The organism is Micromonospora sp. NPDC049203 (genome assembly GCF_043197215.1).
Classification (GTDB): Bacteria; Actinomycetota; Actinomycetes; order Mycobacteriales; family Micromonosporaceae; genus Micromonospora.
The window spans coordinates 202,927-229,111 of the sequence record NZ_JBICSV010000005.1 but is presented as its reverse complement, the minus strand read 5'-3'; the positions used below and the strand labels follow the sequence as shown (position 1 = coordinate 229,111).

At 70.0% G+C, this 26,185-nt stretch carries 31 protein-coding genes and 2 pseudogenes; 10 read left to right on the top strand and 23 right to left on the bottom strand.

The genetic code is table 11. The annotated features are described in order from the left end of the window. Positions 1-6 precede the first annotated feature (6 nt). A complete protein-coding gene (locus tag ACGFIA_RS16380) occupies positions 7-411 on the top strand; it encodes a nuclear transport factor 2 family protein (protein ID WP_357390590.1) in 405 nt (134 codons plus the stop codon). 37 nt (positions 412-448) lie between these two features. On the opposite strand, the gene ACGFIA_RS16375 is transcribed toward ACGFIA_RS16380, so the two are convergent. From ACGFIA_RS16375 to ACGFIA_RS16360, 4 genes are all read right to left on the bottom strand, one after another. Further along, positions 449-910, bottom strand: a complete 462-nt coding sequence (locus ACGFIA_RS16375; RefSeq protein WP_357390592.1) for a hypothetical protein — start codon at positions 908-910, stop codon at positions 449-451. 82 nt (positions 911-992) lie between these two features. Beyond that, on the bottom strand, positions 993-1,361 hold the full coding sequence (locus ACGFIA_RS16370) for a YciI family protein (RefSeq protein WP_357390594.1): 369 nt from the start codon (positions 1,359-1,361) through the stop codon (positions 993-995). A 139-nt stretch (positions 1,362-1,500) separates the two neighbouring features. Continuing rightward, positions 1,501-2,352, bottom strand: coding sequence for a PhzF family phenazine biosynthesis isomerase (locus ACGFIA_RS16365; protein ID WP_357390596.1), 852 nt, complete (start codon positions 2,350-2,352; stop codon positions 1,501-1,503). 10 nt (positions 2,353-2,362) lie between these two features. Beyond that, on the bottom strand, positions 2,363-3,007 hold the full coding sequence (locus ACGFIA_RS16360; RefSeq protein ID WP_393260636.1) for a TetR family transcriptional regulator: 645 nt from the start codon (positions 3,005-3,007) through the stop codon (positions 2,363-2,365). 80 nt (positions 3,008-3,087) lie between these two features. Here ACGFIA_RS16360 and ACGFIA_RS16355 point away from each other — a divergent pair, with 80 nt between their 5' ends. Beyond that, positions 3,088-4,026 (top strand): oxidoreductase, encoded by a 939-nt coding sequence (locus ACGFIA_RS16355; RefSeq protein WP_393260634.1) that lies wholly within the window; start codon positions 3,088-3,090, stop codon positions 4,024-4,026. A 92-nt stretch (positions 4,027-4,118) separates the two neighbouring features. On the opposite strand, the gene ACGFIA_RS16350 is transcribed toward ACGFIA_RS16355, so the two are convergent. The 3 genes from ACGFIA_RS16350 to ACGFIA_RS16340 form a co-directional block, all read right to left on the bottom strand. Further along, complete coding sequence (locus tag ACGFIA_RS16350) at positions 4,119-4,634, bottom strand: hypothetical protein (protein ID WP_393260631.1); 516 nt, start codon at positions 4,632-4,634, stop codon at positions 4,119-4,121. Between the two features lie 113 nt (positions 4,635-4,747). Next, positions 4,748-5,500, bottom strand: coding sequence for a GNAT family N-acetyltransferase (locus ACGFIA_RS16345; protein WP_393260912.1), 753 nt, complete (start codon positions 5,498-5,500; stop codon positions 4,748-4,750). Between the two features lie 258 nt (positions 5,501-5,758). Continuing rightward, entirely contained in the window at positions 5,759-6,136 is a 378-nt protein-coding gene (locus tag ACGFIA_RS16340) for an MmcQ/YjbR family DNA-binding protein (protein WP_393260909.1), read from the bottom strand. A 234-nt stretch (positions 6,137-6,370) separates the two neighbouring features. On the opposite strand from ACGFIA_RS16340, the gene ACGFIA_RS16335 reads away from it, so the two are divergent. Then, positions 6,371-6,862 carry a DinB family protein gene (locus ACGFIA_RS16335; protein WP_357390604.1) on the top strand — a complete coding sequence of 164 codons (492 nt, stop codon included), beginning with the start codon at positions 6,371-6,373 and terminating at the stop codon, positions 6,860-6,862. Positions 6,863-6,871: 9 nt separating this feature from the next. Here ACGFIA_RS16335 and ACGFIA_RS16330 read toward each other — a convergent pair. Together ACGFIA_RS16330 and ACGFIA_RS16325 are read right to left on the bottom strand one after the other, a co-directional pair. Continuing rightward, a pseudogene (locus tag ACGFIA_RS16330) lies at positions 6,872-7,060 on the bottom strand (dihydrofolate reductase family protein); the annotation flags it as partial. A gap of 202 nt (positions 7,061-7,262) precedes the next feature. Then, complete coding sequence (locus tag ACGFIA_RS16325; protein ID WP_393260628.1) at positions 7,263-7,529, bottom strand: hypothetical protein; 267 nt, start codon at positions 7,527-7,529, stop codon at positions 7,263-7,265. 375 nt (positions 7,530-7,904) lie between these two features. Here ACGFIA_RS16325 and ACGFIA_RS16320 point away from each other — a divergent pair, with 375 nt between their 5' ends. Next, the gene (locus ACGFIA_RS16320) at positions 7,905-8,267 is read left to right on the top strand and encodes a nuclear transport factor 2 family protein (protein WP_357390608.1); all 363 of its coding nucleotides are present in this window, start codon (positions 7,905-7,907) and stop codon (positions 8,265-8,267) included. Positions 8,268-8,360: 93 nt separating this feature from the next. Continuing rightward, positions 8,361-9,014 carry a Type 1 glutamine amidotransferase-like domain-containing protein gene (locus tag ACGFIA_RS16315; RefSeq protein WP_357390610.1) on the top strand — a complete coding sequence of 218 codons (654 nt, stop codon included), beginning with the start codon at positions 8,361-8,363 and terminating at the stop codon, positions 9,012-9,014. A gap of 6 nt (positions 9,015-9,020) precedes the next feature. On the opposite strand, the gene ACGFIA_RS16310 is transcribed toward ACGFIA_RS16315, so the two are convergent. From ACGFIA_RS16310 to ACGFIA_RS16300, 3 genes are all read right to left on the bottom strand, one after another. Then, positions 9,021-9,944 (bottom strand): AEC family transporter, encoded by a 924-nt coding sequence (locus ACGFIA_RS16310; RefSeq protein ID WP_357390612.1) that lies wholly within the window; start codon positions 9,942-9,944, stop codon positions 9,021-9,023. A 7-nt stretch (positions 9,945-9,951) separates the two neighbouring features. Next, positions 9,952-10,464 carry a hypothetical protein gene (locus ACGFIA_RS16305; protein WP_140946045.1) on the bottom strand — a complete coding sequence of 171 codons (513 nt, stop codon included), beginning with the start codon at positions 10,462-10,464 and terminating at the stop codon, positions 9,952-9,954. Positions 10,465-10,526: 62 nt separating this feature from the next. Next, a complete protein-coding gene (locus ACGFIA_RS16300; RefSeq protein WP_357390614.1) occupies positions 10,527-10,955 on the bottom strand; it encodes a hypothetical protein in 429 nt (142 codons plus the stop codon). Positions 10,956-11,014: 59 nt separating this feature from the next. On the opposite strand from ACGFIA_RS16300, the gene ACGFIA_RS16295 reads away from it, so the two are divergent. Continuing rightward, a complete protein-coding gene (locus ACGFIA_RS16295; protein ID WP_357390616.1) occupies positions 11,015-11,599 on the top strand; it encodes a GIY-YIG nuclease family protein in 585 nt (194 codons plus the stop codon). A 2-nt stretch (positions 11,600-11,601) separates the two neighbouring features. Here the strand turns inward: ACGFIA_RS16295 and pyrE are convergent, their stop codons facing one another. The 4 genes and pseudogenes from pyrE to ACGFIA_RS16275 form a co-directional block, all read right to left on the bottom strand. Next, complete coding sequence (gene pyrE, locus ACGFIA_RS16290; protein WP_043324701.1) at positions 11,602-12,126, bottom strand: orotate phosphoribosyltransferase; 525 nt, start codon at positions 12,124-12,126, stop codon at positions 11,602-11,604. Between the two features lie 104 nt (positions 12,127-12,230). Continuing rightward, the gene (locus tag ACGFIA_RS16285) at positions 12,231-12,449 is read right to left on the bottom strand and encodes a hypothetical protein (protein ID WP_357471089.1); all 219 of its coding nucleotides are present in this window, start codon (positions 12,447-12,449) and stop codon (positions 12,231-12,233) included. Then, positions 12,446-12,805, bottom strand: a pseudogene (locus tag ACGFIA_RS16280) (hypothetical protein); the annotation flags it as partial. The gene ACGFIA_RS16285 and the pseudogene ACGFIA_RS16280, both read right to left, overlap by 4 nt. Before the next feature lie 302 nt (positions 12,806-13,107). Continuing rightward, positions 13,108-14,298: a helix-turn-helix domain-containing protein gene (locus ACGFIA_RS16275; RefSeq protein WP_357390618.1), complete on the bottom strand. Its 1,191-nt coding sequence runs from the start codon at positions 14,296-14,298 to the stop codon at positions 13,108-13,110. Between the two features lie 175 nt (positions 14,299-14,473). Between ACGFIA_RS16275 and ACGFIA_RS16270 the strand changes: the two genes are divergently transcribed. From ACGFIA_RS16270 to ACGFIA_RS16255, 4 genes are all read left to right on the top strand, one after another. Beyond that, positions 14,474-15,220, top strand: coding sequence for a GntR family transcriptional regulator (locus tag ACGFIA_RS16270; protein WP_357390620.1), 747 nt, complete (start codon positions 14,474-14,476; stop codon positions 15,218-15,220). A gap of 83 nt (positions 15,221-15,303) precedes the next feature. After that, the gene (locus ACGFIA_RS16265) at positions 15,304-15,852 is read left to right on the top strand and encodes an HD domain-containing protein (protein ID WP_357390622.1); all 549 of its coding nucleotides are present in this window, start codon (positions 15,304-15,306) and stop codon (positions 15,850-15,852) included. A 246-nt stretch (positions 15,853-16,098) separates the two neighbouring features. Further along, positions 16,099-17,235, top strand: coding sequence for a Shedu immune nuclease family protein (locus tag ACGFIA_RS16260; protein ID WP_393260620.1), 1,137 nt, complete (start codon positions 16,099-16,101; stop codon positions 17,233-17,235). A gap of 363 nt (positions 17,236-17,598) precedes the next feature. Continuing rightward, positions 17,599-18,747, top strand: a complete 1,149-nt coding sequence (locus ACGFIA_RS16255; RefSeq protein WP_357471097.1) for a hypothetical protein — start codon at positions 17,599-17,601, stop codon at positions 18,745-18,747. 128 nt (positions 18,748-18,875) lie between these two features. Here ACGFIA_RS16255 and ACGFIA_RS16250 read toward each other — a convergent pair whose 3' ends face one another. From ACGFIA_RS16250 to ACGFIA_RS16220, 7 genes are all read right to left on the bottom strand, one after another. Continuing rightward, a complete protein-coding gene (locus ACGFIA_RS16250; RefSeq protein WP_357390628.1) occupies positions 18,876-19,160 on the bottom strand; it encodes a hypothetical protein in 285 nt (94 codons plus the stop codon). Positions 19,161-19,221: 61 nt separating this feature from the next. Beyond that, positions 19,222-19,620 carry a hypothetical protein gene (locus ACGFIA_RS16245; protein WP_274477829.1) on the bottom strand — a complete coding sequence of 133 codons (399 nt, stop codon included), beginning with the start codon at positions 19,618-19,620 and terminating at the stop codon, positions 19,222-19,224. A 161-nt stretch (positions 19,621-19,781) separates the two neighbouring features. After that, positions 19,782-20,423 (bottom strand): DUF7003 family protein, encoded by a 642-nt coding sequence (locus tag ACGFIA_RS16240; protein ID WP_357390630.1) that lies wholly within the window; start codon positions 20,421-20,423, stop codon positions 19,782-19,784. A gap of 255 nt (positions 20,424-20,678) precedes the next feature. After that, positions 20,679-21,422: a glyoxalase gene (locus ACGFIA_RS16235; protein ID WP_393260616.1), complete on the bottom strand. Its 744-nt coding sequence runs from the start codon at positions 21,420-21,422 to the stop codon at positions 20,679-20,681. A gap of 148 nt (positions 21,423-21,570) precedes the next feature. Next, complete coding sequence (locus ACGFIA_RS16230; RefSeq protein WP_393260613.1) at positions 21,571-23,391, bottom strand: acyl-CoA dehydrogenase; 1,821 nt, start codon at positions 23,389-23,391, stop codon at positions 21,571-21,573. Positions 23,392-23,407: 16 nt separating this feature from the next. Continuing rightward, on the bottom strand, positions 23,408-24,868 hold the full coding sequence (locus ACGFIA_RS16225; protein WP_357384953.1) for an ATP-binding protein: 1,461 nt from the start codon (positions 24,866-24,868) through the stop codon (positions 23,408-23,410). Positions 24,869-24,985: 117 nt separating this feature from the next. Beyond that, a complete protein-coding gene (locus tag ACGFIA_RS16220) occupies positions 24,986-26,179 on the bottom strand; it encodes an alanine--tRNA ligase-related protein (RefSeq protein WP_357384951.1) in 1,194 nt (397 codons plus the stop codon). Positions 26,180-26,185: the final 6 nt, after the last annotated feature.

Sequence of the window (26,185 nt, the reverse complement as noted above, 5' to 3'; positions counted from 1 at the left end):
GCCGGCGTGACACCACAGCAGATCTTCGAGAGCATGCGCGCCAGATGGCTGGCCGGTCTGCCCGCCTTCGACGCGGATTCGCTGGCCGACGACGTGGTGGTCGAGACGCCCTTCGCCGCGCCCGGCCACCCGACGCGCACCGAGGGGAAGCAGCCCGTTCTCGAGTACACGCGAGCGGGCCGGGCGTCGTTCCCGGTGCGGTTCGACGACTGCCGCGGCGTGGTCGTACACGAGACCGCCGACCCCGAGGTGATCGTGGTCGAGTACGAACTCGTCGGCACGCACACGGTGACCGGGGTGACCACCTCCGCGCCTTTCATCGGGGTGTTGCGGACCCGGGACGGCAAGCTGGCCCACTGGCGCGAGTACCAGCACACGCTCGCCATCGCTCAGGCTGCCGGCCAGGCGTGAGGCTGGACCACCACAGGAGCGTCGCGCACCACCCGGGTCAGGTGGTCGGTGTCGGCGACGGTGCGAACGGCCACGGCTGCGGCCCGAACAGCGCCGTACACGCGGACAGGAGCCCGCGCTGCGCCTCGGCCATGCGCGCGTCGACCGGGCCGGTGTCCTCGTTCGGGTCGTTGCGGACGAACATGTCCCCGGATTCCTTCGCCGCCACCGCCAGCCGCTCGCCGGCGTCCCGGACACCCGGATCGGCCGCCTTGCGGGCACGCATGGCGATCGGCGAGTTCGAGGTGAAGCGGACGTCCTGCTGCTCGATCACCCGGGCCACCATGTTGCACGCCCCGGCCGCGACCTTGTCCGCGGGCGCTGTCGAGCCGGCCTGCGGAGCGGCCGACGACGCCGCGGCGGACGACGACGGTGCAGTGGCGGACGACGGCGCGGGCTCCGCGGGTGCGCATGCGGAGACGACGAACAGCAGGGAGAGTGCGGCGAGTTCACGTTTCACCGCCTGAGGCTAGCGATCATGGTGGGCGTGACCCCGGGCCGGGTGCCACGCCCACCGGGTCATCGCGTCGACATCGGACCGGTCAGCGGCCCGCCGCGCGGAGCATCGCCTCCGTCTCGGGGTCGGGCATGATCTCCCGGACCTCCTGGGCGCAGCGGCACGCGCCAGCGATCTTGGCGGCCCACTTCAGCGCCTCGTCGTGTGAGGCCACGTCGAGGACCACGAACCCGCCGATGACCTCCTTGGTCTCCGGGAACGGCCCGTCGGTGACCACCCCGTCCGTGCCCACGATGCTCGCCTGCTGGCGTTCGAGCCCGGTGCCGTACACGAACGCGCCCGCGTTGACGGCCTCCTGGATGACCGCGTGCGCGTCCTTGCCCACCTGGGGGATCTCCTCGGCGGGGATGTGGTCCATCGCGCCGTCGTTGAACGAGATCAGGTACCGCGGCATGCCATGACTCCCTTGTCCGGGCGGCCCGGTCCGGCCGCCTCTCACCCGTACTACGAACGAGCCGCCCCGGATCCGACGTCACGCGCCTCGGTGTCTCAGTGTGCTTCGAGGACGAAGAAGATGAAGCAGTGGTCCGGCCTCACCGGGCCGCCTCGGGGATGGCCACGGCGGTGCCGGTCACCGTGATCCCGGCGCCGGGGCCGGCGGGAATGCCGACGGTGAGCAGGCTCGGACGGCCCATGTCCTCGCCCTGCCGCACGGTGACCGTCGCGGGCGGCTCCACGAGGCCCAGCTCGCGCAGGTAGCCGCCGAACGCGGCGGCCGCCGCACCGGTCGCGGCGTCCTCGACCACGCCGCCGGGCGGGAACGGATTGCGCGCGTGGAACAGCAGCGGGGACTCCCGGTGCACCAGGTCGATCGTCGTCCAGTCCCGCTCGGCCATCAGCGCGCCCAGCGCGGCCATGTCGTAGTCCAGGTCCGCCAGGCGCTGCCGGGTCGCGGCGGCCACGATCGGATGCCAGGCCCCGGCGTACGCGACACGCGGCGGCAGCGTCGCGTCGAGATCGTCCGGCGACCAGCGCAACGCGGCGAGCAGCGCCGCCAGATCCTCCGCGCCCAGCGGTACGGTGCGCGGCGCGACGCTCGTCAGCGTGGCGGTGGTGGTGCCGTCGGGCCGTATGCTCGTGGCGACCTCGACCAGCCCGGCGCGGGTGTCCAGGTGCAGCACACCGGGGCCGTGCCGCTCGGCGTACGCGACCGCCGACGCGATCGTCGCGTGTCCGCAGAACGGCACCTCCGCCTTCGGGCTGAAGTAGCGCACCGTGAACCGTCCGTCGCGCGCGGGCACGAGGAACGCCGTCTCGGAGTAGCCGACCTGCGCCGCCACCCGCCGCATCTCCGTGTCGCCCGCGCCGGTGGCGTCCAGCACGACGCCGGCCGGATTGCCACCGGCGGGGTCGGCGGTGAACGCCGCGTATCGGAGGATGTCCATGATCATGACCCTAGCGGCGGCGGTCCGGCTCGTGTGCCCCGTGACTGGCGTCGAGGGCCGGGGCCACCATCGCGAACGCGCGGTCGGTCAGCTCGGCCAGGCGCTGCTCGTCGTCGCCCGCCCGCCACTGCTGGAGCACCGTGTCGAACGCCAGCAGGGCCATCCCGGCGGCCAGCCGCGGGTAGGGGTCGGTGTCCGGGTCGAGGCCGTGGCGCGCGGCCAGTTCGGCGGCCAGACCGGCACGCCACTGGATCTGGCGCTCCAGCCAGCGGGCGTGCAGGGCCGGGGCGTCCAGGATCAGCCGGACCACGACCCGGGCCCGCTCGGCGTGGTCGGGATGGCCGGTGCAGGAGGCGAGCGGCACCCAGACGGCGTGGCGCAGCGCGACCGACGGCGGCTCGCTGCCCGGTCGCGCGGCGAGTTCGGCGACGACGTCCGTTCCCATGTCGGCCAGGAACCGGACGACCACGTCCTCCTTGGACGCGTAGTAACGGAAGAAGGTGCGCCGCGACATGCCTGCGGCCGCCACGATGTCGTCGACTGTCACCGCGTCGAAGCCGCGCGTGGCGAGGAGCATCAGGGCGGCGTCGCGCAGCTCGTCGGCGACGAGCCGGCGTTTGCGTTCGGCCATGCTGCTGCCCGCACGAGATGCCATCAGTCGATGCTATGCCATGTCCTGCATGACACCCGACGCTTCCATTGACACTCAGTGCCACTAAGCGCACAGTGAGACTCATGAGTGCTGACGGCTGGACACCGGAACGGATCCCCGACCTCAGCGGCCGTACCTTCGTCGTCACCGGCGCGACCAGCGGCCTCGGCCTGGTCACCAGCCGGGCGCTCGCCGCCCGCGGCGCGCGCGTGGTGCTGGCCGTCCGCGACGAGGAGAAGGGCCGCCGGGCCGCCGCCGGCATCGCCGCCGCCCGGCCCGGCGTGGATCTGGAGGTACGGCGGCTCGACCTGGCCGACCTCGATTCGGTACGCGAGTTCGCCGCCCGCATGCACGCCGACCACCGCCGGGTGGACGTACTGATCAACAACGCCGGGGTGATGGCCACGCCGCACAACCTCAGCCCGCAGGGGCACGAGCTGCAGTTCGCCACCAACCACCTCGGACACTTCGCGCTCACCGGCCTCCTGCTGGAGCTGTTGCTGGCCGGCCGCGATCCCCGCGTGGTCACCGTCACCTCGGTCAACCACCGGCGGGCGAGGCCGCCCTTCCCCGACCCGCCCGGTGGGCGGCGGTACTCCCCGATGGGCTGCTACAACACGTCGAAGCTGGCCAACGCGATCTTCGGCGTCGAGCTGCACCGCCGGCTCCGCGCGGCGGCCAGCCCGCTGCGCAGCGTCCTCGCCCACCCCGGCTACGCCGCCACGAACCTGCAGACGAGCGCCACCACCGGGATCTGGCGGATCCTGCTGGGCCGGATCGGCAACCCGCTGCTCGCCCAGCCGGCCGACAGCGGCGCCTGGCCGCAGCTGTTCGCCGCCACCGACCCCACGGCGAGGTCGGGCCGGCTCATCGCGCCCGGCGGGACAGCCGAGCTGCGCGGCCACCCCGCGCCGGGCAGGCTCTCCCCCGCCGCCACCGACCCCGAGCACGGCCGCCGCCTGTGGGAGCTGTCCGAACAGGCCACCGGTGTACGGTTCGGCTCCCCGCACCCCTCCGGCTGACCGGAGTGGACCATGTACAACGCCGTGTACGGCTCGGACACCGCCCGGAGCGTAGCCGGGTCGCATCAGCCGCTCAGGTCACGCTCACACGGTCAGGAAGGCTCCCCCACGCGCGCGCCCCCGTACAACCGGACCCGGTGGTCGACGTCGCGGTCCGGCTCGCCGTACCCGAAACGCGCCACCGGGCCGTGCGCGACGTGCACCAGCCACTCCTCGTAGTACCAGCTCGGGCTGCACGCGCACCCGGTGAACCGGAAGTTGGCCCGGTAACGGCCGACCTGCCCCGCAGCGAGCGTGAACAGCCGTGCCGACGCCGACGGACGCGGATACCCCGCCGACCCGGGCAGCCGGTCCACGACGACCGACGCCCGGCCGGACCCGAGCCACAGCCCGGCCTCGCGGGCCAGCGCGACGCCGCCGGCGCGTACCCCTTCCCGGTCCTGGTAGCCGACCGCCTGGTCGGCGAGCACGTCGTGGACGACCACCTCGGCCTCCGGAAGCGGCCCGGGCAGCGGCCTCGGCCGGGCGAGGCCGCTGCGGGCGTTCGCGGCGGGCGCACCGCGGGCGTCGGCGGTCCACCGGACGCGGACCCGCTGAATGAGGATCACCGGTCAGGTGTACCCGGAGCCTCAGCGATCAGCGCGGCATTAACGGCTATCCGGTCGGCCCCGAAGTCCTCGGTGGCGTCTCGCGGATGCCGCGGCACCCGGCTGCTCCGTCCTCAGGTCATGGTGAGGTAGAGCCGCTGACCGGCGGGCCGGTAGCCGACGTGCTCGTAGACGCGCCATGAGTCCTCGCCGCCGGCCTCCAGCCAGGCGACCTCGGTATCGGCGCCGAACAGTCGCCGGGTCACCTCGGCGGTGATCGCGGACGCCAGTCCCCGGCGGCGGTACGGACGGCGTACGGCGATGCCGGCCACCTCGCTGACCGCGCCGACCGGCGCGGCAGCACCGCCGCCGCCCGCGCAGGTGCCGTCGTCGCCGACGGCCATGACGGCCACGCCTCCGGCGTCCTGCTGACGCCGCAGCCGAGCCACGTCAGCCTCGGAGGGGACCGAGTCGTCGCCGAACGCCTCGTTCTGCGCGCCGATCAGCGCCGCGCGCTGGGAATCGGCACCCGGTGCGCACAGGTGGAAGTGGTCCGGCACGGGTGGGGACGCCAGCGTCTCCGGCACGCAGAGCAGGTAGGTGTGCCGGGCTTCCACGACGAAGCCGGCGGTGGTCAGCAGCGCCTCCAGATCGGGGACGCAACTGGTGACGTACTCCAGACGGGGTTTGCGGTCCGCGGCGCCGAACGCCGCGACCAGGGCGGTGACGTCGGCAGCGGTGACGGCGGCGCCGGGACGCGGCGTCGCGTAGTTGACGTACGGGCTGGTAGTGGTCGGGTCGAGCCCGAGCACGAAGGGCCCCACCTCGACCGGCGCGGGCCGGCGGGACAGGTTGACGACGACTGACTGCTGGATGCGGGCATCCATGTTCACCGTGAGACCTCGATGCATGACAGAAGCTGCGATGGGCGGAGGAATCGTCGGGCCGCCCCGCCGTGTCGCAGGCGCGCGACGGTCATCCGTCGCGTGGTCGACACTCAGGCGGCCGCTCGGCCTACCCGGATCACAGGCGTCATTCCCTCATGCGGAGTGCCCACGCGAATCGCGGGCTCGGCGACAACAATTCCTCGCCCGGTGCGAACCTGTCAATCGTCGACACCGACGACGAGGGCAGAGACGGCCGGCTCACGCTCCGGTGCCCTCGTCGAGGTCACCGGTGAGCGAGTCGGGGGCACGCATCCGCCACGCGTCGGTGACCAGTTCCGTCAGGCGCTCGACGCCGACGTACGCCAGGCGCAGCATGACCAGGGGTGACCCGTCGTACGCGGGCGTGGTGAAGAAGAGGTCGGGCTCGCCCAGGAGCAACGCCTGCTTCTCCGCCTCGTCGCCCACGTACAGCACGGCGATGTCGGTGCGGATGCGGCGCGGTTTCCCGGGATTCCGCTCGGGATAGGACCAGACGAATCCCTTGCCGGCGACCCGGAAGTCGAAGCCGTCGCTGTCGATCTCGACCACATGGGGCAGCGACAGCGCCACCCGGCGGACGTCGTCCGCGTCAACCACGACGGTCACCCCGGGACCCCGCCTTCCACACCGGCACAGCCTAGCCACCGTGCCCTGTCCCACGGCGATGTGCTGCGTCACGACCCGGCGCTGCGCGCGGTACTGGACGGCATGCGTGAACTGGCCGAACGGCACGGCGAGGACAACGTACGACTCGTCGTCTGGTTCGCCAGCTAACCCGGTCGCCGACCGTGTGGCGGCGAAAGTGTCGGGGGTGGCAGCTAGCTTGCCGGCGTGTTGGTAGTCGATGTGGAGAAGGCCGCGCTGTGTGAGTTCCTGGACTATCAGCGCGCGAGTGTCCGGGCCATCCTGGCGGATCTGGACGAGATCGCGTTGCGGACATCCGTCCTGCCCTCCGGATGGTCGCCGCTCGGGCTGGTGGAGCATCTCGGGCACGCGGAACGCCACTGGTTCCAGGAGGTCTTCCGTGGTGCGGCGGAGCCCTTGCCCTGGCCGGACGAGAACACACCACTGCGCACCACTCGACCGCCGCCCCACGTCTTCGCCTTCTACCGCGACCAGTGCGACATCTCGGACGCGATCATCGCCGGGGCCCCGCTGACGGCGGCACCCGCCGGCCGGCATCCGGACGAGACGATAGCGTCGCAGACCACCGACCTACGCCGGATCATTCTGCACGTCATCGAGGAGACCGCCCGGCACGCCGGCCACCTGGACGTCGTACGCGAACTGATCGATGGGCGCACCGGGCTCGGACCGCGCTGACCGGGCGGAGCGGCGCACCCGATAGCGCAAGTGGAGCACCCGGTCGCCCGGGATCACCACGTCCGGGTCCGCCAGCAGGTGCTGCGCGTCCACCGGCCCGAAGAAGCGCCTGCCGGACCCGAGGACCACTGGTACGACGTCCATGCGTACCTCGTCGACCAGGCCCGCGGCGAGCACCTGGCCTCCGACGTCACCGGCATCGGCGGCAGCGTCAGCCGGGGGTACGGCGGCGAACCCGCCAGCTAGTAGAGGTCGTCGATCAGCCCGTCCAGTGGCGGTCGCGGCACTCTGGACACGTACTCCACGCCCACAGCCTCGCGGACGGCCCACCGTCCTCGCCGACGCCTCGCCGGGGCGGGTTCACGAAAGCCGGCGCGGAACCGACACCAGCCCACCAGGATCAGTTCACCGATCCGTCGCCGTAGAGGGCCACGAGGACGCGGTGCCGCAGGATCTCGTACTGCCGGCGGCAACGCCCGGGTGGGCCGGGAGGGCGGTGCTGCACCTGACCGCCGACGACGATCTCCGGTGGCTGGAACTGGTCAGCAGTCAGGTCCACCTCACGGCCGTCGGCCAGTCGATTCCAGTAGTGGTGGCCGACCTTGGCGTCTCCGGCGAAGACCTCACCGAGGATCAGCTCTCCGCCGAGCAGGTCCTGAACGATCAACGCGGTCACCCCGCACTGACCACGGGCTGCGTTGCCGGCGTGCCAATCCCGCACATCGTGCGGGTCGCAGGTGTCCGCTCCCCAGCCGGCGCGCAGCGCCGGACGCAGCATCTCCAGCCGGCGCGCAGCGCCGGACGCAGCATCTCCAGGTCGATCGCGAGAGGGACTGATCGGTGGTCGCGCTCGTCAGACGTCACTCGGGAAGGGTCATCCCTCGACCGGGTCGAGAGTCAAGGAGTTCCTCGCCTCGCGTCCCGACCGGCCGAGGGCCGGTTGGCGGGCCGACGTTCCACCGTCCGGCTCTGCCGAGGATCGCGTTCTGCTGAGCGCGAAGAGGTCACCATGAGGTGTCATCCCCAGGGCCATACTGATTCGATGGATCCGCCGAGGCGCCTTTCTCCCGAGGCCCTGCTCACGAACCTGTACGCGGCGTTCAACGAGCGTGACATCCCTGCGCTGCTGGCCGCGATGTCGCCTGACGTCTCGTGGCCGAACGGCTGGGAAGGAGGCGTCCTTCGCGGCCGGGGCCAGGTGGGCGCCTACTGGCGACGGCAGTGGGACCAGCTCGAACCCGTCGTCACGCCGACCGCGTTCCGCACAGAGGCCGACGGTCGCATCGCCGTCACCGTTCATCAAGTCGTCCACGACAAGGCCGGAGCGAAGCTCGCGGATCACACCGTCACGCACGTCTACCGCCTCGACAACGGGCTGGTTTCCGCGATGGACATCCGCGAGTGACGCCACGTCCTCGTCGTTCGCACCGGCACCCGCTCGGATCGGCGACGAGTTTCGATACGGCGTCCGCATGACCGCCACGCACAGGAGGCAGGCGTGAAGCTATTACTCACATCCGCGGGTGTCCAGAACCCGAGCATCCACGATGCGCTGGTCGGCCTGCTGGGCAAGCCGATAGCCGAGTCCAACGCACTCTGCATCCCCACGGCGGCCTACCCGATGGGCGGTCCGGCCTCGGCCTGGCGTTTCATCACCGGCCAGACGCCACTGCCCATGACCGGTCTCGGCTGGAAGTCGCTGGGCGTCCTCGAACTGACGGCGCTGCCCAGCATCGGCGAGGAGCGATGGGTCCCCTGGGTCCGGGAGGCAGACGCCATCCTCGTGCATGGCGGCGACGCGACGTACCTGTGCCACTGGATGCGGCAGTCCGGCCTGGCGGCCCTCCTGCCGTCGCTGCGGGACACCGTCTGGGTGGGATTGAGTGCCGGCAGCATGGTGCTCACCCCACGGGTCGGCACGGAATTCGTCGAGTGGCAGTCCGCACCCGACGACCGCGCCCTGGGGCTCGTCGACTTCTCGATCTTCCCGCACCTGGGCCTCGAACCGTATAACACCATGGCCGCCGCCGAGAGATGGGCGGCCGAGATCGCCGGTCCGGCGTACGCGATCGACGACCAGACGGCCATCACGGTGGCCGACGGCACCGTCGAGGTGGTCTCCGAGGGAAACTGGAGGCACTTCCCCGCGTAGCGGCAGCTACCCGAGCAGCATGGCCGCCGCGGCCACTGTGGCCAGTGACAGCGTCGTGGTCACCACCACCGCCCGGTTGGCCACCGTCTCGCCGGTGCCGTACTCCTGGGCGAAGATGAACGTGTTCTGCGCCGTCGGCAGGCCCGCGCACACCACCACGGCGAGCAACTGCGGCGCGGGCAGGTGCAGGGCCAGCCCGGTCGCGTACGCGATGACCGGTTGTACGACCAGCTTCAGCGCGGTGATCACGGCGAGCGCGGCGGGCTCGGCCGGTTCGGCCAGTGACGACGCGGTGCGGTGCAGCGACGCGCCGAGCGCGACCAGCGCCGCCGGGGCCGTGGCGCCCGCCAGCAGGGTCAGCGGCGCGGCGGCCGCCGACGGCAGGCGCACGCCCGCAGCCGAGCATGCGACACCGAGCAGCGACGCCAGGATCACCGGATTGCGTACGGGCAGGGAGGCGATCCGGCGCACCCGCACCCGCCCGGCGGGGTCGCGGTGCCGGTCCAGCGCGACCAGGATCACCGGCGTCACCACCAGCACCTGGAGCAGCACCACCTCGGCCAGGAAAGACACGCTGCCGAGAACCTGCGTCGCGATCGGGATGCCGAGGTTCGCCGAGTTCACGTACCCGGCGGCCATGCCCCAGATCGGCCGTTCGCCGGGCTCGTGACCGAACAGCCGGCTCGCGCCGGCCCACCCGGCCCCGATCACCGCGGCGGTGCTCACCCCGAAGGCGAGCAGCGAGCGGCCGGCGAGCCCGGACAGCGGCATCCGGGACAGGGCCAGGAACAGGGCGGACGGCATCGCGAGGTGGAACACGAACCGGCCGAGCACGGAGGCAGCCGCCTCGCCCAGCAGGCCCCAGCGACAGGCCGCGTAGCCGATCGCGGTGAGGATCCAGATCGGTACGAACGCCGCCACCAAGCTCATCCGGGCGTCACCGAAGGGCGGACGTCCGTGGCGTAGGAGAGGCGCCGGGTGCGGAGCCGACCACCAGGAAGGTGTTGTCGGGCCACTCGTAGGACTGGTCGCCACCGGGCGGGGCGGGCCGGAGGAAGACGATCCGCACCGTGCGGGGCCACCAGCGGGTCGGCTCCGACCAGGAGCACTGCACCCGCCGCTCCCCCGTGTCGGCGCAGTCCCCGACCTGTTCCCATCCGTCGAGCTGCCCGGCGACGGCGGACCGGACCTGCTCCCAGGCGGTCGTGGACGGCATGGCGTACGTGTCGACCATCGGCCGGCCGCGGTCGTTGCTCAGGTCGACGGAGACCTCGAGCGCCCGGTTGTCGACGACGTCCTCGTACGCGCCTTCCGGCAGCACGGTGGACGCCCCGGACGGCGCCGCGACGGAGACCGGTTCACCGGCCGTCGACCAGCGCACCCCGGCCACCGTCGCCGCGACCACGGCCAGCACGACAATCACCCCGGCGATCACCAGACGAACTCGCACAGGCGGGAGTCTATGAAGATGGCGCCAGCCGGACGAGTTCAGGCAACCCGCCGTCGCGACCGTCAACCCGGATTGCCGCCGTAGAGGGCGACGAGGACGCGGTCCCGCAGGATCTCGTACTGTCGGCGGCACCGGACGGGTGGTCCCGGCGGGCGCTGCTGAGCCTGACCGCCGACAACGACTTCCGACGGCTGGAACTGGTCAGCAGTCAGGTCCACCTCGCGGCCGTCGGCCAGTCGATTCCAGTAGTGGTAGCCGACCCTGGCGTCCCCGGCGTGGACCTCGCCGAGGATCAGCTCTCCGCCGAGCAGGTCCTGAATGATCAGTGCGGTCACCCCGCATTGACCACGGGCTGGGTTGCCGGCGTGCCAATCCTGCACGTCGTGCGGGTCGCAGGTGTCCGCTCCCCAGCCGGCGCGCAGCACCGGCCGCAGCGTCTCCAGGTCGATCGCGAGTGGGACTGATCGTCGGTCGTGCTTCTCAGACGTCACCCGGGAAGGGTCGGCCCTCGACCGGGTCGAGAGTCAAGGGAACCCGCCAACCGCCTAGGATGGTCCCGGTGACCTTCCCCGAACGGCGATCCGCCGACGTCCCGACCGACGAAGAACGGGTCGACGAGGCCCTGCGGTTGCTCTCCGGCCCGCCGGTCGCGCTCGACGTCGCCGTCAAGCGCCTCGCCCGTGGCAGCGGCGTCTACGCCTGGTGGGCCCCGCCCTCGGTCCTTCCCGACCTCCCCGGGCCACCGAACGACAGCGACCCGTCGCGGCGGTTGCTCTATCTCGGCCGGGCAACCAGCCTGCGGGGCCGGATCCTGCGCAACCATCTGCGACGGTCGGGCAGCTCGACGCTGCGCCGCACGCTGGCCGGGCTCCTCGTGTCCGAGGGCTACCGGACGACCTGGACCGACCGCGTCGTCCTGGTCCCCGAGGACGAGACGCGGCTGACCGCGTGGATGCACACGCACCTGCGCCTGACCTGGGCGGAGGACCCCGAGCCGGCGGACATCGAGGCCGAACTCGTCCGGCGTCTACACCCGCCGCTCAACGTCCACGGCGTCGACCCCGAGCACATCCAGGCAGCAGTGGTCGCCGCCAAGAACTCGTACAACGTCAGCAGCGGCCCGGCGCAGCCCTAGCCTTACGCCGTCAGTGCGGCTTCCAGATCCCGGCGGGTGAGGGCAGCGCGGAGGTGCAGTCCCTCGGCCGCCAGGTTCTCCCGGCCGCCCTGCTCGCGGTCGATGGCGCAGACCACCGTCTCCACCTGCGCGCCGACCGACCGCAGGTGTCCGCACGAGGCCAGGAGCGCGCCGCCGGTGGTCACGACGTCCTCGATCACCACGACCCGCAGACCGCTCACGGGCCCGCCCTCGGCCACCTTCGCGGTGCCGTACTCCTTCGCCTGCTTCCGCACGAAGACCGTGGGCAGCCCGGTCAGCTGTGACATCACCGTGGCGATCGGAATGCCACCCATCTCCATCCCCGCCAACACGTCGCACTCCGGCAGCAGAGCGACCATCGCCTCGGCGACCTCGCGCAGCAGCTCGGGCTTCCCCTCGAACAGGTACTTGTCGAAGTACTCGTCGCTGACCTGCCCGGATCGCAGATGGAACCGGCCGGTGAGATGGCAGGTGTCATAGACGCGGCGCGCGAGCGGGTGAGTCACCCGCTCAGTCTCGCATTCGCCGCACGATCGGCCGGGATCACACGATCCGTCGAGTGCGTACCCGTCGCTGTAGTGGAACTTCTCGTCCCCGGCCCGCAACACGCTCACCGCACCCACCCCAGGAACCGCCGATGCAACGCCCCGGCCGGCGCCCAGCTCAGATCCGCCGTCGCCCGCACCAACTGCGCCCCCAGGTACACCGCAAGCGACACCGGCGCGCCCTCGTACTCCGCAAGCAGCTCCCGCCGCCGCGTCGCGCACGGCCACGGCGCACCGCACCCGCCACACGTCCAGACCGGCGGCACCGGCCCGTGGGTGCTCACCCGCGCACCCCGAGGAAGCGGGCGACGCTCGCGCGCGCCTGCCGGCTGGTCGCCCACGCGACCTGCCAGCAGGGGTACGGAGTCAGCCGCGCCCACCACAGCCGGCAACCCACGCACATGCCGTCCAGACCCCGTACGTGCACCGCGAGGATCGCCTGTTCCGCAGTGCTCACTGGTCCTCCTGCGACGGCCAGTGACCGCGATTGATCGGTACGCGGTGCCGGTTCCGGCACGGCAGGTCCGCACCACACCGGCACACCCACCGCCACTTCCGCCACGACCAGGCCGGGCGATGCCGGCGTACGAGCGTCGACGCGACAGCGAGGAGGTAACCCTCGTACGGCAGGCGCCGCTCGACGGGTGCGACGAAGTCGGCGTCCCGGCGCGGCGCTTGGGCCGCTGCCGACTCACCGGGCGCTGCCTGCGAGTGATCCGATTCAGCCAGTGCGAGAATCCGCCTCTTCGCCGCCTCCCATTCGGCCTGCTGCGTCTCCTGCCCCGTGCGGCGCCAACCGTTTCGCCCGCCCATCACCACCTCCGTCCGCTCCGGCGCGACGGATCACTTCACAAGGAAGTGCGGCGCGCCCGGCAGGATGAGGCGCTTCCTCACCCGAAAACGGACACTAGGGCCGCATGGTGATGGAGAAATTACCGCTGGTTATGCCGCCAGGCTGATGCCCAGACGCCCGGCCAGCAGACGAAGCTCGTTCGGCACGGCCCGCCGCTTGGCCCGCTGCGCCATCGCGACGACGGCGTCCTGGGCGAGCGGGTTGAGCGAGAACGGCACCGGCGCGGCCTGCTCGGCGCGCACGAACGCCGCGATCGCCTCGTTGTCCCGGCGACCGGAATCGGCCAGCGCCCGCCCGAGGTCGAGCCAGTACGACATCTGCCGGATCGACGCCGCCAGCACCTGCGGCCGTACCGTGCGGGACAGCTCGATCACCCGGCCCGGCTCGCCGGACTCGGCCGCGATGGACATCTCCCACAGCGTCACGTTCGTCGGCCCGAAACCGCAGCCGTTGAACCCCATGCCGTCCGCCGGGTCGCCGAGGGTCGCCGCTTCCCGGGCAGCCTCGGTCAGATGGTCACGCGCGTCGTCGAGGTGCCCGCTGACTGTCGAGGCCAGAGCCGCAGACAGGTGCAACTGGCCGAGCATCTGCCGGACCCGCTCGTCGGAGGCGGCGGACTGAAGCTCCGCGAGCGACCGGTCAGCCGCCCGCGCGGCGAGCGAAGCGGACTCGATCGGCAGGCTCTGCGCGTACGCGAAACGGGTCGCGCCCAGCCACGCCGCCTCCTCCACGTCCTCGGCCGCCGTCACCGCCACCCGCGCCGCGTTCAACGCCAGGTGGCGGTACCCGAGGTGCCGCAGGCAGGCCGACGCCTGGTACGCCACCTGCGCGAGCGCCGGCCCGTCTGCCGCAGCCGCCTCCAACAGCAGGCCGGGCAGCATCTGGGCCATGGCCGGAAAGTTGGAGCGGTGACGGAGCCGCTCACTGCGGGCGATTCCCGCCGCCAGTTCCTCAGGGGTACGCGTCGACGGCCGCCGCTCACCGTCCTCGATCTCGATCAGCGCCGACCAGATTGCCGGCACGCACTCAGCCGCGCGCTCGCGTGCCGGATCGCCCGTCTCGGTGCCCTGACCGAGCAGGTCCGCGACGGTGATCTGCAACGCGGCGGCGACGGCGACCAGAGTGGAGCGCCTGTCGATCGTCTTACGGCCGGACTCGACCTGGGAGATGTAGGACTGGCTGACCCCGGCGAGCCCGGCGAGGACGGCCTGGCTCATCCCGCCACGGCGCATCCGCCAGTAGCGGATCCGGGCACCGATCGTGTCGGCCTTGCTGGCCATGTCTCGCCTGCCTCCCAGGACGAGGGCTGGGACTTCGGCACCGGCCGGTGAGCCGGCATACCCGTGCGCCAGTGTACGTGGATCGGTGCTCTCGCATTGACGTCGAGGGGTTCCTACCTGCCGCTCCCCCGCGCTCTGTGGTCGACTGGTTGGGCTGACCGGAGGTGCCGCCGACATGCCAATGCCGCCTGCCTACTTGGCTATCGCCGCCGACCTACGTGCCGCGATCCTGTCCGGAGAGCTGCCCACCGGAGCGAGGTTGCCGTCCGAGTCCGGCCTGATGCGCCAGTACGACGTGAGCCGGACCGTCGCCAAGTGGGCCATCGCCGTGCTGAAGGGCGAGGGCATCGTGGAGGGTCGCGCCGGATCCGGCGTATACGTCCGAGGCACCACCCGGCTGGTTCGTCACGCCCGGGGCCGCGATGTTCGCTCCGACGACGGGCCGACTTCCCCGTTCGCGCGCGACGCGGCCGGCGCCGGGCAGCAGGGCACCTGGGAGCACGACAGCCGACATGAGCGGGCCGATGAGCGGATTGCCGCCCGGCTCGGCATCGAGCCGGGCGCACCGGTGATGCGGACGTCGTACCGCTTCCTCGCCGACGGTGAACCGATACAGCTTTCCGTGTCGCACGAGCCTCTTGCTCTCACCAAGGACACTCCGATCGAGTGGCCCGAGGACAGCGACGTGAAGGGCGTCGTCGCACGCATGGACACCATCGGCGTGCGGGTCGACGAGGTTGTGGAGCGCGTCAGCCTTCGCTCGGCGACCGCAGAGGAGGTCGAGGCGCTCAACCTGCCGGCCCGCACGTTCGTGCACACCATCGAGCGGACCTACACCGCGGGCGGTACGCCGGTGGAGACGGCCGACATCGTGCTACCAGGCGGCCGGTATGACCTCGTCTACCGTCTCCCCATCGACTGACGACTGGCGAGGGGGATGCGGTGTCGACGAGCTCAGCGGGTGAGAGGGCACTTCCGGTGGACAACGATCCTCATGCAGGAGCCATGAGCTTCATCTTCGAGGCGGGCGCGCTCAAGCGCGCCGCGCGCACCGGATGGTGGTTCGCCGGCGTGAAGCATCCGGAGTCGATCGCCGAACACTCGTTCCGCACGGCGCTCATCGGCATGATGCTCGCGGCCATGGAGGGCGCCGACCCGGCTCGCGTCTCGATGTTGTGCATCCTGCACGACACGCAGGAAACCCGGATCACCGACATCCCCCACATCGCCAAACGCTACCTCACCGCTGCGCCCAACACCGCCGTCACCGCCGACCAGGTCGCCGACTGCCCGCCCGCCGTAGCCGATCTGATCAACGCTGCCGTCGCCGAGTACGAGGCCGGCGAAACCCTGGAAGCGGTCGTGGCCCGGGACGCGGACAAGTTGGAGTGCCTCGTCCAAGCGGTCGAGTACCGGCATCAGGGAGTCGCGGACGTTCAACGCTGGATCGATAGCTCGCAGGCGGCACTCAAGACGCCGTCCGCCCAGCGCCTAGCTGACGCCGCTCTCAACGGCGCACCGATGGCGTGGCTGAGTCCGCCCAGCCTGACATAGACGTCGGCTGCCGCCCGGCTCCCTCCGGCTTCCACATCTGCCGATGAGAGTGTCACCCTGGGTAGTCTCTCAGGTAGCGACTGACGGTAATGCTGGCACAGATTCCCCGACGGGCTCACGAGACGCGGGCCAATGGGGTGCAATAATGCGTTGCAGCCCCTGGTGCGAGGCGTCGAAATGCCGCAAATGCAAGATTCCTAAGATAAGTCACATGTTGGAGAGATGTTGAGCCGGGGAAGAACCAAATTGAGGCCGGAGCAGTTCACGATGTGGTGGCTAGACGCTCAACCGCAAGCGCCGCGAGAGGAAGACGCGAACCGCCGCGCCAGGCATGACGAGGCTGATGCGTCTATCAGAAAAATAGCTGGAGTATTTGTCGCGCTCGGCCAGGCTGGCGAGCTTGGGCTAGTCGAGCAAGTACTCAGGGATGAGCGGCGGATCGGTTACACCGAGAGGATGAGCTACGCGGAAATTGCGGCGGGTGCCGCTCTTGTTGCGGGTGACCCTGGCGTTCGGCTACTAACCGAGATTGCCGCAGATCAAAGTTATAAATCATGGGCCAAGTATGCAGTCAGGGCGTTGTGGCTGGCGGCCTCGGGCGAAGCTATCCCAGGTGATGGCTACACTAGGTCCCTGTTAGGCAAGTCGTTTCCGATCGCTGATGGCGCCCGGCGGGAGGCGAAGATTGCTCTCGACGAACTAATCAATGCGTCGAAGGAGAATCGGTCGCTGTTCTCGAGGGTAATGACACTTGCCAGCGAGGAAGCCAGCGCCAATCATGTGGTCGGCGGAGTTAATGACTTCTCTCACTACGTAATGAGGGTGTTCGCGGCCGGCTCAATCTCTGTCCCCCCTTCGCTCCTCGATGATTTCGAAGCCTTGGTGGCCCAAGATCTCGGAGAATCGAGCTACCAGGAATTTCTCAAGCATCATCCTACTGTCCTGGATCCCTTAGCTGCAGAGGTAGTGCCGAAACATCAGTTTGGTGACGACTACGTCCCGGATTTCGTCATCAGGAGGCACGATTTCCGGTACCTGGTGGTTGAGATTGAGAAGCCAAAGGACAGAATCTTCAACAAGAAGGATGACTTTACCGGAGAGTTCTCCCATGCCCTGGGGCAAGTTCTCGACTTCCAAGGCTGGGTTGCGGAACGTGGTGAATATGCTCGCAGCAAGCTTCCAAGCATTGAAAATCCGCGAGGACTCCTGGTTATCGGGAGAAGGTCGGCTCTGACGGAGAAGCAAGAGAAAAAGCTGCGGCGCTGGTGTGTTAACAGCAGTCTTATCGATGTTGTTACCTTCGACGACTTGGTGATCTCTGGGCGTCAGTTATTCAGAAGCCTCCATGGCCTACTTCACGAGAACGGAGGGCGCGGTAACTGAAGGTAGGCTCTTTGGGGCGAATTCCTCGCTGCTGCTGCGCTGCGTGCGCTCATGCCGACGGGAGTGCCGGTGGAGCCAGTTTGTGATTCACCACAAGGCGAGCTGCCGCTCAGGGTAGCTGACGCCCTGGGATCAAAGCGTGACTTCCTTGATGAGGACACGTAGGCGTCCGATGCCCCCCACGAGGCAGCTTTAAAGTCTTTGGTCCCCGGTGCAGCCGCAAGCACTTGGTCACTCCTAATGTGAACTTCTGTCCCATGAAGGGAAGCGCATTGAAGCTTCTCATGCGCACAGCGTGGGTCGTACGAGAACGGGTGCGTTGCACCGAGGGCACCCGATTTCGGCACCGCGTAAGATCACGGCGTGACGGACTCGACGCCCCATTGGCTCCCCGAGCGCCATCTCGGCGTCGCCGCGACGCTCTCGCATGCGGATGAGCTCATCGGACAGGTCGGCGATCTGCTCTATGGCTACCAGACACAGTCCCACGGCGTGATCGGCTTGCGTGAGGTACCGGCGGGGCCGGTCAGTCGGACCGTCGTGGGCAGCGTGGCTCCGATCCCACGCAAAGTGCCACTCCTCGTCGCCGACGCGTTGGTGGCACTACGGGCCGCGCTTGAGCACGCGCTGTTCGCCGAAGTCGAGTTTCTGGATGGCGCGCCGCTCGACGAGAAGGCGGCCAGGCTGGTCGAAATGCCCGCGTCGGACACATGCGAAAAGTTCGAGGAGTGGACGAAGAAGCAGCTCCGTAACCGTCCGGCAGCGCTGCGAGCTGGCAGCGAACTCGTGCGGCGGATCGATCGCCTACAGCCCTTTCACCGTCAGAGCGATCCTCAGATGCACCCTCTGGCTCGACTGGTGCTCCACACGAACCACGCAAAGCACAGGACGCCCGCGATCACTGCGGTCCGCTTGGCTGCCATGTACCAGGATAACCGGTTGCCCCGCTCGGTCCGCGACCTGCCACCGCAGCCCGAAGAGCCGCTGCGTGTGGGGGACGTCATCGCGGAGACACCGATCGGCACCATCATTCCCGTCACCCTGTTTCCAACGGTCGGGATCAATCGACCGGGCACGGGCCAGTGGCCAGTGCTGATGCAGGAGCTCGATGAGATCTGCCATTGGGTCCGCACCCAGGCGGTGCCGCGCCTAGTCACGGGCACGGAGCCGCCCGAGCCAGCGCTTCCGACGCGCTATGAGATCGTCGTTGGTCATCAGGACGAACGCCGCGCTATATCGATGGGTTCGACGACATCAGCCGCACAATGCCACGCTCGGCGCTTAAGCGCGGCAGTCGTACGGACCGACCTGGCCGATCTGATCGGCCAAGTGGACAGCTCCCCGGACGGCAAGCAGATCGCAGCGTGGCTGGCCCAGTTGGCCGACGAGGAGGTGCTCGATCGGATGTCGAGGCTAAGGTTGACCAATACCTACGACCCCGGCGCCATGCTGCAGAACATCGAAGTGCTGAAGGGACTCCGTGACGAGGCTCTGAGATTTGCCGGGTGCTGACGCCTGGTCTCGCTTGACCGAAGGCAGGTATCACCCGGGCCATCAGCGGCTTGCGACACGATGGCGTCGAACTCGCAGATAGGTTTTACTGTTCTGCCGCCTTCCGGGCGTACTGACCAGCAGGGCCGTTACTCGCCGTCCGAGTGCCAGATCCGCTCGAACTCGACACCCGTGATCTCGAAGCCACTCCAGTCTTCATCCGAGTCGTAGAGGCTGGCTTGGCCGAGGCCTCCGTAGCGGTCTTCGCCGCACTTGGGCCCATAACGAAGGACGTGGCCTGCGTCGTACACCTCGATCTGGCGGACGGGCCAACCGTCATCGCCAACCTCGAGATACCAGAGCGAGCGGCCCCAGTCGTCGAACTCATCGCCTCTGGTCTCGTTCCAACGACGGCGATAGAAGCGGTTCGGCACGGCGGCAGAATACCGTCACGCGACATCCTCTTCTGCCGCGCTGGGGACGTGGCCCTGACTGCTACCGAGATCGAGGTAGAGCGGCAGGCGTCCCATCCAATTCGTCAAGCAGTGCCTGTAACCGGTCGCGGCATCGCAGGATGAGGCTGGAGATTTCGTCGAAGGTCGCCGCGCTGACGAGTCCGTTCTCGAACCACATCGCGCGCACGGCGGTCCGGCCCTGCGCCAGGTATGTCGCGGCGGCCTCGATCAGCCCGGTGAACTCGTCACGGTGGTCCGGTGAAGCGAGCTGAGCGGATCGTCGCGCCGTGCGCAACGGCTCGTCGGCAGCGGTGAAGATCGCGGCACGATCGTCGTCGGCCTGGCTGGCGCCGATGCCTGCGAGAAGGTACTCCAACTCGGTCGCGGCTAACGTCAGCCTGCCAACGGCCATGACCGTCTCGTCGGTAAGTCGCCGCATCGGCCAACCGTAGCGGACTTGGACCCACATCCAGCTTCCTCTCATGCCGCCGACCGGGCGCGGCCGGTTTCACCGCAGCCATGGCAGGGCGGGATCACGAGCGCAGACGGTACAGGTCATGGGCTCTTCTGCTACGAGGTGAGCGGCTTGGTCCGGCCCGGCTACAGGCTTCCCGAGTCCGGCCAGTTGGACCAGTGGGTGTTGGGCGGCAGGCTCGGCGCGTATCGCCTGAGGTCGCCGGTTGTCAGGACATCGGCAATCTGGCGGAAGGTCTCAGACTCGCTGGGTCGTAGCCCGCCGGCCAGGTCGGGGTGGTTCCACTGGTCCAGCCGGAGCACCTCGGGTATGTCGACCCGGATTCGGCGCCGCAGTTCTTCCTCGTCGGCAAGGAGAAGCTCGCGATGGCGTGGAACGAGCCGGCGCAGCACGTCGACCAGGTCCTCGCCCGGCTCGGCCGCAAGGGCGATCGTCTGGCCACGAACCACTACCGGTCCTCCCCGGTAGGTCTCGGGCTCGTCGGGGTCTTCTGTCTCGTCCCAGTTGTCGACTCGGTCGAGAAAGTCACCGTTGCCATAGCCAGGTTCGCCGCTGGTCAGGCAGTTGCCGAACACGTGGAGCACGTCGGTGAGGTTGCCGGCCCGTGGCGAATAGCCGACCGCCTCGACGATGAGGGCCCACTGCTCAGCGTCACGATACCCATGTAGCCGAACGTCAACAGCGTAGTTGTAGCCGTGGCCCAAGTCCGGAAACAGGAACTCCTCGGCTGCGGCGTCGAACTGTTCGAGGACCTCGACCGAGCGCATAGCCGAGCAGTGTAACCAGGCACGCCCGTGACCCGAGACGCCCGCACATGCCGCTGACCGTCTGTTGGCCGCTCGACCGGGCTTCCGCAACTGCCGAGAACGGTGCGTCATCGAGCCCCTGATGCGGCCGACACCGGCGGACCGGCGAAATCCACCGCGTACGTTGTGTAGGCCAACAGACGAACGTGACGGGGCGTGCTGCTATGACGCTGTGGAGTCCTCCTCATCGGCGTCACAGGGTGGCCGGTGCGTCAGTCAGGCCGTGGCGGGCATCCACCGCTCGAGCAGCGTGGGGTCGGCAACGACGGACTCAACCTGACGACGCTCCTCCATAGTCAGGCTGAGTTGCCGAAGCCTGGTGCCCCACTCCGGCACCCGTTCCGACTCCTCCAGTGCCGTCGACAGCTCGATGAGCACGGCCAGCGCCATTGCCTGCTGCACGGTCGGTGCGCTGTCGCCGTGGCGGCGCAGTCCCGAGTTCAGGGCTCGGAAGGCATGCCGGTCGTCGTTCTTGAACTCGCGCAGGATCCGAGCGTTGTCCAGAACCCGGGCAAGCCCTTGCATCTGCTTGGAACCGCCGTACTCCAACTCCGTCGGCTCGTCGCGCTGGATGAAGATGATCGAGTTTCCCGACGGGTCCGTGACGGTGAACCGTGAGGCGCCGGGCCGGCACCGCGTTATCCGAGGTAGCCCTTTGGCAAGCACCTTCCCGTACGTGCGGCGCATCGCCTCGGTGAACGCTGCGTGGTACGGCGCGACCGTATCGACCATTACCAGGCATCCGCCGGTGTTCTCCGACGGGTCCAGGTTGCTGGACGCGCGCCCGTAGTGCAGCTCGAATCCGCGCCACCGGAACACCAGGTATAGGTAGGGCTTCGTCTGTTCGTAGGTCACAGCGAAGCCCAGGGCGCGCCAGAAGGCCAGGGTTTCCTCCGGTGCCACACAGGGCAGCATCGGCACGGTGGTCTCGTTGGGCTGGACACCTTCGTCAAGCATCATCAGCACCTTTTGTTCAACAGGGCAGGCGACGCAGCAGTCTGCCAAACCCGCGACCATCACGCACGTGCGAGAACTCCAGGCAGCACCGACACGGTGCTTAGTGGCTCTGGTGGTGACGGCGGGGCTGGCTTTGCCGGACCCACACGGCTCAGAACCAGCTCTCCCGCATGTCCAGCGTGGTCCGATCCAGCCCCTCCAGCAGGTCGAACTGCGCCCCCACCTTCGGCAACTCCCACCTGTAGAAGTACCGCGCCGCCTGCCTCTTCCCCGCCAGGAACTCCCCCTCGGCCCCGTCCGGTGACCCCAGCGCCTCCACCACCAGCACCTGCTCCAGCCACATCCACGCGATCACCACGTGCCCGACCGCCTCCAGGTACACCGAGGCGTTCGCCAGCGCCAGCTCCGGATCACCCGGAGCCCACAGCCGCCGCGTCACCACGGCGATCCGGTCCACCGCGGCGACGAGCTGTCCGGCCAGTTCGGAGGCGAACCCGTCGGCCTTCCACGCCCGGCTGACGGTGCCGCGGATCGTCTCCAGCAGCAGTTCCAGCGCGGCGCCGTCGCGCATGGTGACCTTGCGGCCGAGCAGGTCCAGCGCCTGGATGCCGTGGGTGCCCTCGTGGATGGCGTTGAGCCGGTTGTCCCGCCAGTGCTGCTCGACGTCGTAGTCGCGGGTGTAGCCGTACCCGCCGTGCACCTGGATGGCCAGGTCGTTGGCGGCCAGGCACCACTGCGCCGGCCAGCTCTTGGTGATCGGGGTGAGCAGGTCCAGCAGCAGCTGCGCGCGTTCGCGGTCGGCCTCGGCGGGCGCGGTCTTCTGCTCGTCGAGCAGCCGTCCGCAGTAGAGCACCAGCGCGAGTGCGCCCTCCACGTAGCTCTTCTGCGCCAGCAGCATCCGGCGTACGTCGGGGTGGGCGACGATCGGCACCTGCGGCGTGGTGGGGTCCTTGTCGGCGACCGGGCGGCCCTGCGGGCGCTGCCGGGCGTACGCGACGGACTTCAGGTACGCGGTGTAGCCGAGCGCGGTGGCGCCGGCCCCGATGCCGATGCGCGCCTCGTTCATCATGTGGAACATCACGGCGAGCCCTTGGTGCGGCTGCCCCACCAGGTAGCCGACCGCCCCGGCGCGCCCGTACGGGCGGTGCACGCCCTCGCCGAAGTTCAGCAGCGTGTTTGTGGTGCCCCGGTAGCCGAGCTTGTGGTTGAGGCCGACCAGCGCCACGTCGTTGCGCGGCCCGAGGTTGCCGTCGTCGTCGAGCAGCACCTTCGGCACGATGAACAGGGACAGGCCCTTCACGCCGGGCGGCGCTCCGGGGATGCGGGCCAGCACCAGGTGGACGATGTTCTCGGCCAGCTCGTGGTCGCCGCCGGAGATCCACATCTTGGTGCCGACGACCCGGTAGGTGCCGTCGTCCTGCGGCTCGGCCCGTGTGGTGAGGTCGGTCAGGGAGCTGCCGGCCTGCGGCTCGGACAGGCACATGGTGCCGAAGAACCGGCCCTCGACCATCGGACGGACCCAGGTGTCGATCTGCTCGGTGCTGCCGTGGGCGAGCAGCAGGTTGGCGTTGCCGAGGGTGAGCATCGGGTACGCCGACGTGCCCACGTTCGCGGCCTGGAACCAGGCGAACGCGGCGGCGGCCACCGTGTGCGGCAGTTGCAGGCCGCCCACCGACTCGTCCATGGTGGCGGCGAGCAGCCCGGTCTCGGCGAACGCCGCCAGGGCGGCCTTGACCTGCGGGATGGTCCGCACCCGCTGCCCGTCGAACGTGGGTTCGCCGGTGTCGGCGGCCCGGTTGTGCGGGGCGAAGCGTTCGGCGGCGACCCGCGCGGCGAGGTCCAGCACCTCGTCGACGGTCTCCCGGGTGTGCTCGGCGTAGCGGGGGCGCTCGGTCAGCCGGGTCACGTCAAGCCAGTCGTGCAGCAGGAACGCGAGGTCACGGCGGGACAGCAGCAGATCGGACGAGGACAATGTGGACTCCTTCCGGTCAGCCGCGGCGCAACCCGGCAACGGCCTCCCGCAGGTCATCCTGACCGATCGGAGCCGGCGGCGCACCCTCCGCCGCCTCCCGCAGTGCCTTGGCGAGTTGCACCCGGCGCAGTGCCTCCCGCAGGTCCGCGCCGGTCAGACCGGCCGTGTCGGCCGCCAGGGCGGCCGGGTCGAGGTCGTCGGCGAACATTTTGAAGCCCGGCCGTTCGTGCCGCTCGATCAGCTCGCGGACCATCTTGGTGAGGATCTCGGCGCGTCCGTTCTCGTCCGGCGCCGGAATGGCGATCTTCAGGTCGAAGCGGCCGGAGCGGATCAGCGACGCGTCCACGCGCTGCGGGAAGTTGGTGGTGGCGACCACGATGACGTCGGGGTTCTCCTCGAACAGCGTGTTCATCTCCTGCTTGAAGATGCCCGCTACCGCGTTGACCGCCTGGCTGGCCGCGTCGCCGCCCGCGCCGGCGTAGCTGATGATCGAGTCGAACTCGTCGAACAGCATCACTGTGGGCCGCCGGTAGCGGCGTGCCTCCCGGAAGATGCGCTTGATGTTGCGTTCCGAGCCGCCGAGGTACTTGTCCAGGATCTCCGGGGTACGGATCTCCACGAAGTCCGCGCCGACCTCGTTGGCGAGGGCCCGGGCCAGCATGGTCTTGCCGGTGCCGGGCGGCCCGTACATCAGGATGCCCTGTGGCCGGCGCGCGCCCCAGCGGGCCATCGCCGCCGGGTGCCGGAACGACACCGCCACCTCGCGGAACCGCGCGACCACGTCGGACAGCCCGCCGACCTGGTCGAGGGTCACCGCCGCGCTGCGCGGCCCGGCCGCCGTCACCGGTCGCCGCCCCACGAGGTACGTCCGTCCGCGCAGCACCGTCGGCTCGTCGCTGTCGCCGGACAACTCGCGTACGGCCTGGAGCAGCAGGCCCAGCACGGCATGCAGGTGCGCCGGTCCCACCTCGGCGCTTGGTACGTCGGCGCGGATGCGTACCGTGCCGTTGGCCTGGTCGACGCGGGGCCGCAGCCCGGCTTCCCGGGCCGTGCGCAGCACCTCCCGGCCGGCCTCGTCGCCCGGCGGCGCGGCGAGCGTAGCGACCGGTCGCGGCCAGATCCGCCGACCGGCCTCCGCGGCGATCCGGCCCACCGCGGCGGCCGGGCCGTCGCCGCCGCGCGCGGCCAGCCGCTCGGCGAGCAGCACGCCGACCGGCCCGGCCAGACCGAGGGCGAGCAGGCCCGCCGGTGTGTTCTCCACCCGCAGGTACGCCTCGAAGCGGTGCACCGGCTGCCCATCTGCGGCGTCGGCGCGCACGGTGCAGCGCATCTCCCGCACCGGGGCCGGGAAGTCGCCGTCGACCAGCAACTCCACCGGCCCGTCGACGGCGGCGGCGAGCAGCCCGGCCGCGCCGGCGATGCGCACCTCGGCGCCGAGCAGCGGCACCGTCTCCTCGTCCGGCCGTACCTCGGTCATCGGCTGCCCTCTCCTCGCGGCGGCGTCCGCTTCCCTCGCGTGGCGTCCGCCTCCGAGTCTGGCACCGCCCCGGACGGGCGGCCACCGCTGCGCCGCCGCCGCTCACCCGGCCGCCGCTCAGCTCGCGTCGGCGAGCAGGCCGTCGACCAGGTCGCGGGGCAGTCCGTGGGTGTCGTGCAGCCAGTGGTAGTCGCGCTCGGACAGCGGCCCGCGCGCCCGTACCCGGTCGACGAGCGGCCGTCCGCGTCGCAGCAGCCCCCGGAAGCGGCGTTCCTCGTCCACGAGCGTCGCGTGCGGCGAGCCGACGTCGACCGGCCGCGTGCTCCGATCGGGCAGCTGGCGGAAGCGGTGCAGCGTGTCCGCGTACAGCTCGGGCGGCAGCTCGTCCAGGCTGCGCGCCGGGTCGTCGCGCCACAGCACTGTGAGCGCGCGGCGCAGCAGCCGCCGCAGCACGTACCCGCGACCGGTGTTGCCGGGGCGTACCCCGTCACCGAGCACGACCACGGCGGACCGCAGGTGGTCGGAGACCACGCGCAGGTCCTCGCCGCGCAGGTCCCACCGCTCCGCCACCTCGTCCACCCATTGGCGCAGGCCGTCGCCGGTGAACACGGACCGGTCGCCGCGCAGCACCATCTCCAGCCGTTCCAAACCCATGCCGGTGTCGATGCTGGAGTGCGGCAGCGGCGTGAGCCGCCCGTCGGGGTGCCTGTGGTAGCGCATCTGCACGTGGTTCCACACCTCCACCCAGCGTGCGTCGGTGCTGGGTGTGCCGGTGGGCGGGCCGTCGCCTGTCCACACGAAGATCTCCGAGTCCGGTCCGCAGGGGCCGGTCGGGCCGTTGGACCACCAGTTGTCCTCGCCCAGCGCCTCCACCGGCACGCCGAGCGCGGTCCAGGTGTCGCGCGCGGTGTCGTCCGGCCCGAGCCGGTCGTCGCCGCCGAACACCGTCGCGTGCAGCCGCCCCGCCGGGATGCCGAACCGGTCGGTGAGCAGCTCGAAGCCCCAGCGCAGGCTGGCCGCGATGCCGTAGTCGCCGAGCGACCAGGAGCCGAGCATCTGGAACACGGTCAGGTGCGTGTCGTCGCCTACCTCGTCCAGGTCCGTCGTGCGCAGGCACCGCTGCACGTTCGCCAGTCGCCGTCCGCCCGGGTGCGGGCGCCCCAGCAGGTACGGCGTGAGCGGGTGCATGCCGGACGTGGTGAACAGCACCGGGTCGCCGGGCGGCGGGATGAGCGAACTCTCCGGCGCGTCGCGGTGGCCGTGCCTGTGGTAGTGGTCGAGGAACGTCCTGGTGATGTCGTCTGGTGTCATGGCGGG

Bases quoted from the DNA above. Each gene is read 5' to 3' on its own strand.
- ACGFIA_RS16370 (WP_357390594.1), bottom strand. From the start codon at position 1,361: ATGCCGCGGTACCTGATCTCGTTCAACGACGGCGCGATGGACCACATC.
- ACGFIA_RS16365 (WP_357390596.1), bottom strand. From the start codon at position 2,352: ATGGACATCCTCCGATACGCGGCGTTCACCGCCGACCCCGCCGGTGGC.
- ACGFIA_RS16360 (WP_393260636.1), bottom strand. From the start codon at position 3,007: ATGGCATCTCGTGCGGGCAGCAGCATGGCCGAACGCAAACGCCGGCTC.
- ACGFIA_RS16355 (WP_393260634.1), top strand. From the start codon at position 3,088: ATGAGTGCTGACGGCTGGACACCGGAACGGATCCCCGACCTCAGCGGC.
- ACGFIA_RS16345 (WP_393260912.1), bottom strand. From the start codon at position 5,500: ATGGATGCCCGCATCCAGCAGTCAGTCGTCGTCAACCTGTCCCGCCGG.
- ACGFIA_RS16320 (WP_357390608.1), top strand. From the start codon at position 7,905: ATGGATCCGCCGAGGCGCCTTTCTCCCGAGGCCCTGCTCACGAACCTG.
- ACGFIA_RS16310 (WP_357390612.1), bottom strand. From the start codon at position 9,944: ATGAGCTTGGTGGCGGCGTTCGTACCGATCTGGATCCTCACCGCGATC.
- ACGFIA_RS16295 (WP_357390616.1), top strand. From the start codon at position 11,015: ATGGTCCCGGTGACCTTCCCCGAACGGCGATCCGCCGACGTCCCGACC.
- ACGFIA_RS16275 (WP_357390618.1), bottom strand. From the start codon at position 14,298: ATGGCCAGCAAGGCCGACACGATCGGTGCCCGGATCCGCTACTGGCGG.
- ACGFIA_RS16270 (WP_357390620.1), top strand. From the start codon at position 14,474: ATGCCAATGCCGCCTGCCTACTTGGCTATCGCCGCCGACCTACGTGCC.
- ACGFIA_RS16265 (WP_357390622.1), top strand. From the start codon at position 15,304: ATGAGCTTCATCTTCGAGGCGGGCGCGCTCAAGCGCGCCGCGCGCACC.
- ACGFIA_RS16245 (WP_274477829.1), bottom strand. From the start codon at position 19,620: ATGCGGCGACTTACCGACGAGACGGTCATGGCCGTTGGCAGGCTGACG.
- ACGFIA_RS16240 (WP_357390630.1), bottom strand. From the start codon at position 20,423: ATGCGCTCGGTCGAGGTCCTCGAACAGTTCGACGCCGCAGCCGAGGAG.
- ACGFIA_RS16235 (WP_393260616.1), bottom strand. From the start codon at position 21,422: ATGATGCTTGACGAAGGTGTCCAGCCCAACGAGACCACCGTGCCGATG.
- ACGFIA_RS16225 (WP_357384953.1), bottom strand. From the start codon at position 24,868: ATGACCGAGGTACGGCCGGACGAGGAGACGGTGCCGCTGCTCGGCGCC.
- ACGFIA_RS16220 (WP_357384951.1), bottom strand. From the start codon at position 26,179: ATGACACCAGACGACATCACCAGGACGTTCCTCGACCACTACCACAGG.